At 75.6% G+C, this 13,307-nt stretch carries 5 protein-coding genes and 1 pseudogene; 2 read left to right on the top strand and 4 right to left on the bottom strand.

Annotation, left to right across the window (positions count from 1 at the left end):
• Nucleotides 1-140: 140 nt before the first annotated feature.
• From ACFYW3_RS28500 to ACFYW3_RS28485, 4 genes and pseudogenes are all read right to left on the bottom strand, one after another.
• Nucleotides 141-3,959, bottom strand: coding sequence for an SDR family NAD(P)-dependent oxidoreductase (locus ACFYW3_RS28500; RefSeq protein ID WP_389387772.1), 3,819 nt, complete (start codon nucleotides 3,957-3,959; stop codon nucleotides 141-143).
• Nucleotides 3,956-4,738, bottom strand: coding sequence for a thioesterase II family protein (locus tag ACFYW3_RS28495; RefSeq protein ID WP_389387771.1), 783 nt, complete (start codon nucleotides 4,736-4,738; stop codon nucleotides 3,956-3,958). Before ACFYW3_RS28495 ends, ACFYW3_RS28500 begins: the two co-directional genes overlap by 4 nt.
• A gap of 11 nt (nucleotides 4,739-4,749) precedes the next feature.
• Nucleotides 4,750-9,411, bottom strand: a complete 4,662-nt coding sequence (locus ACFYW3_RS28490) for a condensation domain-containing protein (protein ID WP_389387807.1) — start codon at nucleotides 9,409-9,411, stop codon at nucleotides 4,750-4,752.
• A 321-nt stretch (nucleotides 9,412-9,732) separates the two neighbouring features.
• Nucleotides 9,733-11,184 (bottom strand): annotated as a pseudogene (locus tag ACFYW3_RS28485) (amino acid adenylation domain-containing protein); the annotation flags it as partial.
• 557 nt (nucleotides 11,185-11,741) lie between these two features.
• On the opposite strand from ACFYW3_RS28485, the gene ACFYW3_RS28480 reads away from it, so the two are divergent.
• Nucleotides 11,742-12,440 (top strand): thioesterase II family protein, encoded by a 699-nt coding sequence (locus ACFYW3_RS28480; protein ID WP_053683046.1) that lies wholly within the window; start codon nucleotides 11,742-11,744, stop codon nucleotides 12,438-12,440.
• A gap of 6 nt (nucleotides 12,441-12,446) precedes the next feature.
• Nucleotides 12,447-13,286, top strand: a complete 840-nt coding sequence (locus ACFYW3_RS28475) for an SDR family oxidoreductase (RefSeq protein ID WP_063839654.1) — start codon at nucleotides 12,447-12,449, stop codon at nucleotides 13,284-13,286.
• The last annotated feature ends 21 nt before the right edge of the window (nucleotides 13,287-13,307 follow it).

The following is a 13,307-nucleotide window of genomic DNA, read 5'->3' as shown; positions in this document are numbered from 1 at the left end:
ATACTTCCCGCCGCCGCACGGCGGGGTCAAGGAAACGCGGACGGGAGGGGGCGCCGTGCGCGGTGGCCTTGTCCCGGCGACGGGACAAGGCCACCGCGGCGCGCGCACGCGGGTGCGGGTGGGGCGTGGGGGCCGGCCGGTCAGGCCGCGCGTCGGCGGCCGATCGCCTCGGCCATCGCCGCCAGGGTGGGGTGCTCGTACAGCTCCTGCGTGCCGACCCGGACCGCGAAGGCGTCCTCCACCAGGGCCAGCAGCCGGGTGGCGCGGATGGAGTTCCCGCCCAGGTCGAAGAACGAGGTGTCGCGTCCCACGCGAGCGCCGTCCAGGGCCTGTGACCACAGCGCGGCCAGCTTCTCCTCGCGTTCGCCGACCGGCGCGGTGAAGGCCCGGCGGGGCCGTCCGGGTGCGGTGTCGCGCAGCAGGGCGGCGGTGTCCACGTTCCCGTCGGCCGTCTTGGGGACCGCCGTCACCTCGACGAGCCGGATCGGGACCGGACACCGGCGCAGACCGGCCGCCGCGGCGGCCCGGACCGTCTCGGGTGCCACCCCCTCCGCCGTGTACGCCACGATCGCCTCGCCCGCCCGCAGCCGGTCCGGGACCAACTCGTCCATGACGGCCGGATTCGACGGGTCCGGGCCCACGGCGAGGCGGTGGTGCGGTGAGGCGACCGCGTCGAGGAACAACTGGAGTCCGTCCGCAGGGTCGATGACGCGGAATCCGCGGCTCACGGCAGCGGCCGCGGAGCGTCCGCGGTTCATTCCCGTTCCGGTCCACATGCTCCAGGACAGGCAGTGAACCGGGCGGTGGCGTTCGTGGTGCCAGTGGTCGGCAAATCCGGCGAGGAACGCGTTGGCGGCGGAATAGGCTCCGAACGAATGGCCGCCGAATTCCCCGTTGACGGAGCCGAAGAGGACCAGGTGCGCGTCGGGCCGGGTTTCCAGGACATCGGCGACGGCGAGGGTGCCGGCGACCTTGGCCCGGTAGTGGGCGGCGAACCCCTCGGGGGTCTCGCGGGCGACGGTGTGCCGTTCCAGGTCCTCCCATTGGGCGGTCGGGTCCGCCCCGGCCAGGTGCAGCACGCCGTCCAGGCCGCTGCCCCAGCGGGCCTCGGCCGCGGCGACGGCCGCGGTCAACGCGGCGGTGTCGGCGACGTCGAGCTGCCGGTACTCCACGTCGCCGAGCGCGCGCAGTGCGGCGAGCCGGTCCGCGCGTTCGCCGTCGGCCGGGGAGCGGCCGACGAGGAGCAGGCGGGCGCCGTGCGCGGCCACCAGGTACCCGGCGACGTCGTGGGCGATCCCGCCGAGTCCACCGGTGACCAGGTACCGGCCGCCCGCCGACGGGAGGCCCGGGGCCCGCCGGTCCGCGGCGGGCCCGGGGGTCACCGGGGCGAGCAGCGGCCGCAGCCGGGCGCCGCCGCGCACGGCGACGACGCCGCGCCGGTCGCGGTCGGCGAGTTCGCCGCGGACCGCGGCCGGCCAGGCGCCGGGGTCGGTGGCGGGCAGGTCCGCCAGCCGGATCGGCCGGCCGGGGTCCTCGTCCGCGGCGGTCCGTACGAGGGCGGGCAGCGCACACGTGCCCAGGTCGACGGTGTCGCCGTCCTGTGCGTGGACGGAGCCCGAGGTGAGGACGAGCAGCCCGGCACCGTCGGCGGCCCCGTCCGCCAGCGCCCCGGCCAGCGCCGCGAACTCGGCGGTGGCCCGTGCGAGGCGGTCGTGCGGGTCGCTGTCCGGTTCGGGCGGCAGGGTGAGGATCACCGTGCCGACCGGGCCGTGGTCGGCGGCGACGGTCGCCAGGAGCAGGCGCAGGGCGTCGCGGTCGTCGAGGGCGGCGGCGTACCGGCCGGGTGCCTCCCTGACCGGGCCGGCGCCCCGGCGGACCGTGACGACGGATCCGTCGACGGCGAGCCGGGTCAGGTCGGTGTCCTCGGCCAGGACGACGCGGACACCGTCGGCGTCCGGGCCTTCGGCGGCCCGCGGGGCGGGGGCCGCGGCGGGGGCGGGGCCCCACCGGCGCTCGAACAGCCAGGCGTCCGCCGGTGCTTCGGGTTCGTCCGCGCCGATCGCCCGACCGTCGAAGACGCCGGAGCGGAAGGCCTCGACGAGCGCGCTGCGCTGGATCTTGCCGCTGGGGGTCTTGGGGAACTCCGCCTCGGTGACGGGCACGACGAGGTCGGGGGCGATCCCGGCCTCCCGGGCGAGGGTGGACCGTACCGACTCGGCGGTGGCCGTCAGGGCCTCCTCGCCCCACTGCCGCGGGACCAGGAAGACGACCAGGCGGTCGGACTCCTCGCCGGGCTCGCGCACGCCGGCGGCCGCGCTGAAACTGACCCGCACGCCGTCGACGCGCTCCACGACGCTCTCGATCTCGTGCGCCATGTAGTTGATGCCCCGGACGATGATCTGGTCCTTGCGGCGGCCGGCGATGACGACCTCGCCGTCGTGCACGAACGCCAGGTCGCCGGTGCGGAACCAGCCGTCGGCGTCATAGGCCTCCGCGTTGGCCTCCGTGTTGGCGAAGTAGCCCCGCATCATGGTCAGTCCGCGGATCCGCAGTTCGCCCAGGCGGCCCTCCGGCAGCACCCGGCCCGCGTCGTCGACGACCCGGAGCCGGACGCCGGGCAGCGGGCGGCCGACGGTGGACAGCACCACGGCCTCCTTGGCGCCGGGGTCGAGGTGCCGCACGAGGCCGCCGAGCGACGCCGGGTCGATCGCGACCGTACCCGCCCCCCGGTCGTCCCGGTGCTGGCGGGCGTAGGTGACCCCGGAGCAGGTCTCCGACATCCCCCACACCGGCCGCATCGCGTCGGCCGGCAACCCGTGCGGGGCCAGCAGCTCCAGGAAGCGGTGGCTGGTCGCGGCGATGACGGGCTCTCCCGCGTTGGTGATCTCCCGCAGACAGGACAGGTCCCAGGAACGAGCTCGGATCTCGTCGGCGCGTTCGTTGGCCATGGCGAAGACGAAGTTGGGGGCCCAGAGGTTGGTGGCCCGGTAGCGGTCCACCCAGTCGAGCCAGAGCAGCGGGTCGCCCAGGGAGTGCTCGATCCGGGCGTTGACGTGCATGCAGCGCAGGAACACGTCACGGACGTTGTACATGGCGACGGTGACGTGGTCGAACGGCATCCAGATGAGGCTGACGTCGTCCTCGGTGAGCCCGCAGTGCGCGGCGACCGCCAGGGAGCGGGCGGCCACGCTCGCGTTGGTGTGCTGCACGCACTTGGGCACGCCGGTGCTGCCGGAGGTCAGCAGGTTGAGGACCGGGGACCCGGGGGTGGCGTCGAACCAGTCGGCGGGCGCGAGGGGGGCGTGGTCGAGCAGGGCGCCGACGGTGAGGATCCGGACCTCGGGCTCGTCCCACAGCGTGCGCACGTCGGCGAGCGCCCCCGCGGTGGCATCGTCGGTGAGCAGCACGGGCCGGTCCAGCAGGGTCCAGGCGTTGTGCAGCTTGCGGTTGGTCTCGTTGGCCGCCCGGTAGGTCGTGGCCACGCCGACCGGGGTGGGGACGAACCCGCCGAGGACACAGGCCCAGAAGGCGGTGAGGAAGTCCTCGTTGTCGTCGAACTGGAACAGCGCCGCGTCTCCGGGCCGAAGGCCGGCGGCGCGCAGGCCGCTCAGCACCCGCTGTGCGGCGTCCAGGAGTTCGGGGTAGGTGCGCAGGACGTCCTCGCGTCCCTTGCGGATGAAGATCGTGCCCTTGTCGGGTGCGGTCGCCGCCGCCGCGACGAGGGCCTCCCGGAGGGTGGCGGGCGCGCCCTCCGGGACGGTGAACGGGCCGCCGTCCAGGTCGGCCGGGGTGGCGTCCGCGGGGTCCGGCTCCGCCGGCGCCGCGGCCGGGTGGGGGGCCGGGGCGGGTCGCAACCCGCGGCGTACGGCGGCAGCGGCCTCGCCGACGCCCGGTACGGAGCGAACGGCCTCGGTGACGGCGTCCAGGGCCTCGGCGATCGGGTCGTGGTGGTCGCTCACGCGGTCCTCCCCGGTTGCCGCGCGGCCGGTACTCGGGCCGCGATCAGGTCGACGACCCCGGCGGGCGAGTCCATGAAGTAGAAGTGGCCGCCGGGCCGGAAGTGCACCTCGAAGGCGCCGGTGGTCTGGTCGCGCCAGCCCTCCACGGACTCCCTGGGGGCCCGGGGGTCGCCGTCGCCGGCGATGACGGTGATCGGGCAGTCCAGTGGCACGTCCGGGGCGGTGCGGTGGCGTTCCCACAGGGTGAAGTCCGCCCGGAGCACAGGCAGCAGGGAGGCCATCACGAACTCGTCGGCGGCGATCTCCTCGTCGATCCCGCCGAGTTCGGTCATCGCCTGGTGGAACTCCTCGTCGGGCAGGTCGTACAGCGGCCGTACGCCGGTGGCCCCGGGGGCGGGCTGCGCGGAGAGGAACAGGGCCCGGGGAACCGGCCCGCCCCGGGCCCGCAGCGCCTTGGCGAGTTCGAAGGCGAGGGCGGCGCCGCAGGAGTGCCCGAAGAAGGAGAACGAGCCGCCCAGGACCGGCCGCAGCGCGTGGACGAGGGTCTGGACCAGCGGGGCGACCTCGATGAAGGGCTCTTCGACGATGCGGTTCTGACGGCCCGGCAGTTGGACGGCGACAAGCTCGATGTCGGGGGGCAGCAGGGGCACCCAGTCGGCGTAGGCGGTGGCGCCGGCGCCGGCGTGCGGGAAGCAGATCAGGCGGTGGCGGCTGTCGGGCCGCCGGGCGCGCCAGATGTACGGGGCCTCGGAGACGAGCTCCGCGCTCTGGACGGTCATGCTGGGTCCTCCTAGCTCATCTTGCGCAAGCGGGGGCCGCTCGCGGTGGCGATCTCGTCCCAGTGCGCCGCGAGGGCGGCGGCGGTGGCGTGCTGGAAGACGGCGCGGATGGAGACCTCGACGCCCAGCTCGTTGCGGATCCGGCCGATGAGGCGGGTCGCGAGCAGGGAGTTGCCGCCGAGGGCGAAGAAGTCGTCGTCCACGCCGACGTGTTCGCGTCCCAGGACGGCCGTGAACAGCCGGGTCAGCCTGCTTTCGCGGGCGTCGCCCGGTGCGCGCCGGGGCGTGGCGGGCGCGGGCAGTCCTCGGGTGTCCAGGCGTCCGGTGGCGGTCAGCGGCAACCGGTCGAGCAACTGCACGGTGCCGGGCACCAGGTGCCGCGGGAGCAGGCCCGCGACGTGGCCGCGCAGTTCCTCGCCGGTGACGGCGGCTCGCTCGCGCAGCACGGCGTACGCGGCGGGGGCGGGGCCGCTGGCCGGGTCCGCGGGAGGCACGGCGGCCGCCGCCACGACATCGGGGTGGTCCAGCAGGACGGCCCGTACGGCCCGGTGACCGGTCCCGGGGTCTTCGGTCCCCGCCCGCGGCACGCCGCCGTCGACATCGGCGCGGACGCTCAGCCCGGTGCGGTACATGCGGGATCCGGGCGGCCCGTACGGGTCGGCGACGTACCGGGCGGCGGTCGGCACGGTGGCGTGGGCCCCGCCCTGGGCGCGCAGCCCGGTCAGGTAGAGCTCGCCGGTCGCACCGGGATCGGCCGGGGCGAGCGAAGGGGTGAGGACCCGGGCCGGACCGGTGCCGGCGGGGCCGGCGGGTGGTGCGTCCGCGCCTGCGTGGACCTCGATGGTCCGGCCTGCCAGGAGGGCTCGGAGGAGGTCGGCCGCGGGGGTGTCCGGGCCGGCGGACAGGGGCTCCGCGGCGGGGGTGGTCGGGGGTGCCGCCGGGTCGTCGGTCGCGGCCGCGAGCGCGGCGTGTGTGAGGAGGGTCCCGTACGGGCGGGCCGCGGCGTCCGGGGCGTAGGTCAGGAGGGCCGGCCATGCGGGGTGGTGGACGGGCCAGGCGGGGCGTACGACGGAACCGGCGGCGGGCGCGTCCTTGAGGAGGTCCTGCCCTGGCTCCACCGGGATCTCGGGCAGGTCGCCCCACGGGCGGTGGCCGGTAGCCGCCGCGGTGACGACGGCGACGGGGCGGGCCTCGCGGAGCACCGCCGTGGTCCAGGCGGCGGGGTCCGCGGGGTCGAGCGGCAGGGCGCAGCCTCCCGCGGTGAGCACGGCCAGCAGTGCCACGGCCCGTTCGGCCGGGTCGGTGCAGGCCACGGCGACGACGTCGGCCGGTGCGACTCCGGTGGCGCGCAGTGCGGCGGCGAGACGGCCGGCGCGGTCCGGCAGCCGGCCCGCGGTGGTCGTCCCCCGGGCGGTGACGAGCGCCGGGGCGTCGGCATCGCGGGCGGCCCGGGCCTCGTGGTCCGGCAGGGCCCGGACCGTCGGGTCCGGCAGGGCCCGGGCCGGGGCGGCGGTCCGCGTGCGGGGACCGTCGGGTGCGGGGGCCAACGCGGCGGCGATCGTGACGCGCGGGTCGGCGGCGAACGCCCGCAGCACACGCGTCAGTCGGTCGCCGATCCGGGCCACTCGATCCCGGTCGAGGGAGCCGTGCCGGTACTGGAGGCGCAGGCGCGGCACCGGGTCCTGGTCGGCCATCACCACGAGCGGGTAGTGGGAGCCGGCGATGTTGCGGAACGTCGGCTCGGACAGTCCGGCCGCGGCGGCCGACCGGGCGATGGCGGCGCGGTCGAAGGGATGGGACTGGTAGACGACCAGGGTGTCGAAGAGGACCTTCAGCCCGGTGGCCTCGTGGAGGTCGGCGAGGGCGCAGTCGTGGTGGTCCAGCAGAGCGGCCTGGTCGTCCTGCACCCGGGCGGCGACGTCGGCGAACGGCTCACCGGGGGTGACGCGGACCCGTACCGGCAGGGTGTTGATGAACAGCCCGACGGTGGAGTCGACATCCTCCAGGCCGGGCGGGCGGCCGGAGACGGTGGTGCCGAACAGCACGTCGGTGCGGCCGGTCAGTTCGGTGAGGACCGCGGCCCAGGCCGCCTGGAGCACGCTGTTGGGGGTGGTGCCGCAGGCGGCGGCCCGGCGGGTCAGGGCCTCGGCCTCGGCCGCGTTCAGGGGCAGCTCCAGCTCGCCGAACCCGGTGGCGTCGCCGTCGGTACCGCTGGTGGCGCCGCTGTCGGGGGCGATCAGGGTGGCGGCGTCCACCCCCTCCAGCGAGGCGGTGTACGCGGCCGCGGAAGCGGTGGCGTCACTGCGGCCGAGCAGGGCGAGGAATCCGGCGAAGGAGGGCGCCGCGACGGGGGCCGGGGCACCCGCGGTGGCGGCGTACAGGTCCAACAGGTCGCGCATCAGCAGCGGTTCGGACCAGCCGTCGAAGAGGACGTGGTGGGCGGTGAGGACGACCTCGGTCCGCCCGGTGGCCGCGGCGCCTGCCCCCGGGCCGCCGCCGTCCCCGTCCCCGCCGCCCTCCACGTCCACGTCCACGTCCCCGTCCCCGTCCCCGTCCCCGTCCCCGTCCCCGGGAACGATGCGGGCGAGGGTCATCCGCAGCAGCGGGGGCGTCGCCGTGTCGAAGGGCACGGCCCGGTCGGCGGCGAGGAAGTCCTCGAACCCCGCCGCGGACAGCCGGACCTCCCGCCAGGGAAGTTCCGCGCCGTCGACGACCAGTTGGACGGTGTCGCCCTCGGCGCCGGCCGCGTAGACGGTGCGCAGCCCGGTGTGCCGGTCCAGGAGGGCCTGGCCGGCTCGGCGCATCCGGGCGGCGTCGACCGCGCCGGTGAACCCGAACACGAGCTGCACCTGGTAGGTGTCGGCGTCGGCGCCGGCCAGCCCGGAGTGGTGCAGGAGACCGGCTTGGGTGGTGGTCGGCGGCCACACGTCGGCGAGGCCGGGGTACTGCTTCTCCCAGGCCTCGATCTCGGTCTGGGACACCTTCAGCACTGGGAGGTCCGAAGGGGTCAGACCGCCCGCGCCGGGGGTGGCGGTGTGCCGGGCCAGCGCCTCCAGGGCGTCTTGCCAGAGCCCGGCGAGTTCGCCCACCTCGGCGGTGGAGAGCACGCCCGCGGGCGCCCCGAAGACGGCGCCCAGCCGGGGCCCGCCGGGTGTGTCGGCGACCATCGCGTTGACGTCCAGCTCGCACAGGGCGGGCATGGCCGGGTCGTGTCCGGCATCGAGTTCGGCGAACTCGGTGTACTCGGCCACCTCGGGGGTCTGCGTCCAGCCCAGGCCGCGCAGTTCCTCGGGCATGTCGGCGGCGGAGAACCGACCGAGGTAGTTGAAGCCGACCTGGCCCAGTCCGTACGGGGCCAGGACCGGGCCGGTGTCCGGGTTGAGGTGGCGCAGAAGGCCGTAGCCGAGGCCCTTGCCGGGCAGTGCGGCCAGTTGCTCCTTGACCGTCTTGACGACGGAACCGGCCGCGGGGCCGCCGCGGAACGCGTCGTCGAGGTCGGCGCCGGCGAGGTCCAACCGTACGGGGAAGACGCTGGTGAACCAGCCGACGGTACGGGAGAGGTCGGCTCCGGGGACGGCGTCCTCCTCCCGGCCGTGGCCTTCCAGGCGCAGCAGCGTCGAGGACTCCGCCACGCCCCGGGCACGGCGCCACGCGGAGACCGCCATGGCCAGCGCGGCGAGGAGCACGTCGTTGACACCGCCGTGGAAGGCGGCCGGAACCGTGGTCAGCAGCGGCGCCGTCACCTCGGCGGAGAGCCGTACGCGCACCTTGCCGACGGTGGCGCGCACGTCCACGGCCGGATCCAGGCGGCGGGCGCCGAGAACCGGGTCGGGGCCGTCCACGACGGCGCGCCACCGCGGCAGTTCGGCCACCCGCTCGGGGCGCAGGGCCTCTTCGGCCAGGGCGTGGGCCCAGCGCCGGGCGGAGGTCACCGGCGTGGCCAGTTCGGGTCGGCGGCCCGCGCGGACCTGCTTCCAGGCGGCGGCGAGGTCGGGGAGCAGGATCTTCCAGGAGACCCCGTCGATCACCAGGTGGTGGATGCCGATCAGCAGTCGTCCCGGCCCGGACGGCGGGCGGAACCGGACGAAGGCGGCGATCCGCCCCGCCGCGGGGTCCAGCCGGCCTGCCAGCGCGTCGAGTTCGCGGGCGAGCAGGTCGCGCCAGGCCCCGCCGGAGTACACGCCGTCGTGGTCGACGGTGCGGATCAGGGCTGCGGCGTCCACGGTGTCGGGCGGCGCGACGAACATCCCGTCGGCCGTCAGGCGGGCCCGCAGCAGGTCGTGCCGGTCGAGGACGGCGGCGAGGGTGGCGGCCAGGCCGTCCTCGTCGATGTCCTCGGGCAGGTCGAGGACGACCGCCTGGAGCAGCCGGCCGAAGCCGGGGGCGTGGTCGCCGATCCAGTGCGCGACCGGCATCAGCGGCATGGGGCCGCTGCCCCCGCCGGCGAGTTCGGGAAGCACGGGGCGCGTCCGGGGGTCGACCGAGCCCGCGGCCGCGGCGAGCGCGGCCACGGTCCGGCGGCGGAACACCTCGCGGGAGGTGACTTCGACGCCCAGGGCCCGGGCCCGGGCCACGACCTGGATCGACTGGATGCTGTCGCCGCCCAGGGTGAGGAAGTCGTCGTCGATGCCGATCCCGGGGTGGTCCAGGACCTCGGCGAAGACCGCGGCCAGGACCTCCTCGTGCGGGGTGCGCGGCGCCCGGTAAGGGGAGCCGCCGGTGGGCCCGGGGGCGGGCAGCGCGGCCCGGTCGAGCTTGCCGTTCGCCGTCAGGGGCAGCCGCTCCAGCAGCACGATCGCGGCGGGCACCATGTAGGCGGGCAGGCGCTGTGCCACGTCCCGAACGAGGTCGGTGGCGAGGTCGGTGGAACCGGGTTCGCCGAGGTCGCCGGTGCTCCCGGCCGCGCCGGGCGGGGGCGGGCCGACGGCCGGGGCGGCGGCACGGTGCCCGTCGGTGACGTCGCCGGTGTCGGCCGCGGCGCGCCGCCGGGCGGGGACCACGTACCCGACGAGCTGCCGGGCCGTGCCCGTGCCGTGCTCGCGCGCGACGACGGCGGCGTGGGCGACGTCCGGGTGCGCCAGCAGCGCCGCCTCGATCTCGCCGGGTTCGATGCGGAAGCCGCGGATCTTGACCTGGGTGTCGGCGCGGCCCTGGTAGAGGAGGTCTCCGTCGGTGTCGACGGTGACCAGGTCGCCGGTGCGGTACATGCGCCCGCCGGGGGGGCCGAAGGGGTCGGCCGTGAACCGGCCGGCGGTGAGCGAGGGACGGTTCAGGTAGCCGCGGGCGACGCCGGCGCCGGCGACGTAGAGCTCGCCCAGGGCGCCGGGGGCGACGGGGCACAGGGCCTCGTCCAGGACGCGGGCGTGCAGGGTGTCCAGGGGTCTGCCGATCGGCACCTGGCTTCCGGCCTCGGACGCAGGGCGACGGGCGATGCGGTGGCTGGTGGCGAAGACGGTGGTCTCGGTCGGGCCGTAGCCGTTGACGAAGGTGATGTCCGGGCAGGCGGCCATGGCCCGTTCCACGGACCGAGGCGAGACCCGGTCGCCGCCCACCCAGACCTCGCGCAGCCCGGCCAGGGCGTGGACGTCCTCCTCCACCAGCACGTCGAACAGGGCGCTGGTCAGCCAGATCGCGGTGATGCCCTGGCGGGCCACGACGGCGGCCAGGGCGTCGGGGGTGAGGTCGAGGGCCGGACTCACCACGACCCGGCCACCGTTGAGGAGGGGGACCCACAGTTCGTAGACGGAGGCGTCGAAGGCCGGCGGGGAGTGCAGGAGCACCCTCGCGTGGGCGCCGCCCCGGAAGCGGCTGTCACCGGCCAGTGCCACCACGTCCCGGTCGGTGACGCCGATGCCCTTGGGCGTCCCGGTCGAGCCGGACGTGTAGATCACGTACGTGAGGCCGGCGGGGTGCCGGCGCGGGGCGGCGCCGCCGCCTCGGTCTCCCGTGGCGCCCGGGTCCGCCGCCTTCCCCGGGCCGTCGGCGCGGAGGAGTTCCGGCAGGGTCAGGGAGGGCGGGCGCCGCCGGGCCGTGTCCGCCGGCAGCACCGGGCGCGCGTCCTCCAGCAGCAGCACCGGCCGCGCGTCGCCCAACATGAACTCGACCCGCTCGGCCGGGTAGTCGGGATCGAGCGGCAGGTAGGCGCCGCCGGCCTTCAGGATGCCCAGCAGTGCGACGACCGTGTCGGCGGAACGGGGCAGGCACACGCCGACCAGTGACTCCGGTCCGACGCCGCGCGCGGTCAGCGCCGCGGCCACGTGCCCGGCCCGCTCGTCGAGTTCGCGGTACGTCAGGTGCGCGTCGCCGCCGACCACGGCGACGGCTTCGGGCGTCAGGCGGGCCTGCCGCTCGAACAGGGCCGGGACCGTCGGGTCGGGGAGCGGTCCGGTCCCGTCGGCGACCACCTCCGGCGAGCGGCCCGACTCCAACGGATCATGCACAGCCATCACCCCATGCGAACGGTTTCGATCGGACAGTTCGGTCTTCGAGCAGCCACCGCGGCTCGTCCGCCGGGCGGGCGGTGGGCCCCGGACGTACCGCCCGGACATCGCGGGGCGCCTCGTCAGATCGGGGAACTGCCCACACCTTCACTTCTGGATCCGGCCGGGTCAAGCGGTCGCCGGGGCGGGTGCCGCGGCGGGTGCGTCCCGTCGACAGGACACTTCGATCGGCTGTCGACAGGACACCTCGATCGGCTTACGGTGAAGCGGCCGGACGCCTCCGGGACCTTCCGCGACAACGTCGGCCGACCTGGGGTGCGCCCCGTGCGACGGGCCGGCGGGCACCGTGCGACGTCGCACGGTGCGGCGCGTACGCGCCGCTCGCGCCTGCCCGACCGGCGGACCACACCACCTGCCCGGGGGCACCGCGCCCCGGTACCCGTCGGGGACCGGCGCGTCCGGGGCGCCGTGGCCGGGGCGCCGCGTCCGGACCGGTCCGTCGTCCTGCCCGGCCCGCCGCCCGCGGTCCGGCCTTCCACATGCCCGAAACGAACGGGGAGCTCATGCCGTCACAGCCGTTTCCGTTGGTCTGTCTGCCCTTCGCCGGCAGCGGCGCGGGGTTCTACCGTGCCTGGGTGCCCGACGCCCTGCCGGCCGTCCGGGTCATTCCGGTACAGCTGCCGGGGCGCGAGGAGCTCTTCCTGGAGGAGCCGTTCACCGACGCCATCGACGCCGCCGCCGCCCTGGTCCCGCGGATCGACGAACTCACCTCCGGGTACGAGGAGTTCGGCATCTTCGGACACAGCCTGGGCGCGGTCCTCGGCTACGAGGTGGCCCGCGGGCTCCAAGAGCTCGGCCGGCCCGGTCCGGCGCGCCTCTTCGTCAGCGGCTCGCCGGGGCCGTTCAACGGCCGCGACGCGCGGGCCACGGGCCTGAGCGACGAGGAGTTCCTGCTGCGGGTCCAGGAGTTCGCCGGGTACCGGCACGCGGCGTTCGACGACCCCGACCTGCGGGAGCTGCTGCTGCCCTTGCTGCGCGCCGACGTCGCGATGCACGAGAACTACAAGCCGTCCTCGGACGTGCCGCTCCGGATCCCGGTCACGGCGCTGCGCGGCGCGACCGACGAACTGGTGTCCGCCGAGCACGCCCGTCAGTGGGCGCAGGTCACCGAAGCGGAGTTCCGGTACGCCGAACTGCCCGGCGGGCACATGTACCTGGCGGACTCCACCGCGGCCCTGCTGCGCACCGTCACCGGGAGCTGATCCGGCATGGGTACCGGGACGGGGTTGCTGGAGGGCAAGACCGCGGTGATCACGGGCGCGGCCCGCGGGATCGGCAGGGAGTGCGCGGTCCGGTTCGCGCGGGAGGGCGCCGACGTCGCGCTGTTCGACATCGCGGGCGACCTGCCCGCCGTGGGCTACCCGCTCGGCAGCCCTGAGCAGTTGGAGCACACGGCCGCACTGTGCGAGCGGGCCGGGGCCGCGGTGGTCACGGCGCGGGTGGACGTGCGCGATCCGGTCCGGGTCCGGGAGGCCGTCACGGAGGTGCTGGAGCGGTTCCACGCAGTGGACGTCCTGGTCAACAACGCGGGGATCGCCGCACCTTCGGGTCTGGTGTTGGACGAGATCGACGAGGCCGACTGGGCCCTGATGCTGGACGTCGACCTGACCGGCGCCTGGCGAATGATCAAAGCGCTGGCTCCGGTGATGGTGAAACAGCGGTCCGGGAGCATCGTCAACGTCGCCTCCACCGCGGGACTCGTCGGGTACCGGCACTTCAGCGGGTACGTCGCCGCCAAGCACGGCCTCGTCGGACTGACGAAGGCGGCGGCGCTCGACTACGCCCCGCACCGGGTGCGGGTCAACGCGCTCTGCCCGGGTTCGGTGCGCGACAACCCGCTGGTCGAGGGCCGGATGCTGGCCGAGATCGCCCGTTCGCTGGACGTGCCGGCCGGCCAGTACGAGGAGATCTTCCTTCGCGACCAGCCGATGAACGCGTTCGTGGAGACCTCCGACGTCGCGGGCGCGGCCACCTGGCTCGCCGGCGACGACACACGACAGGTCACCGGCTCGGTGATCACCGTGGACGGAGGGTTCACGAGCAGGTGAGCACCCCGGCGCAGGCGTTCA

This window comes from Streptomyces sp. NPDC002602 (genome assembly GCF_042889445.1).
Taxonomy (GTDB): domain Bacteria; phylum Actinomycetota; class Actinomycetes; order Streptomycetales; family Streptomycetaceae; genus Streptomyces.
Note: the sequence above shows the minus strand (reverse complement) of the source record. Positions and strands in the feature narration are given on the sequence as shown.

What these genes read in the sequence shown, in the direction of transcription:
- ACFYW3_RS28495 (WP_389387771.1), bottom strand. Translation starts at nt 4,738, where the DNA reads ATGACCGTCCAGAGCGCGGAGCTCGTCTCCGAGGCCCCGTACATCTGG.
- ACFYW3_RS28480 (WP_053683046.1), top strand. Translation starts at nt 11,742, where the DNA reads ATGCCGTCACAGCCGTTTCCGTTGGTCTGTCTGCCCTTCGCCGGCAGC.
- ACFYW3_RS28475 (WP_063839654.1), top strand. Translation starts at nt 12,447, where the DNA reads ATGGGTACCGGGACGGGGTTGCTGGAGGGCAAGACCGCGGTGATCACG.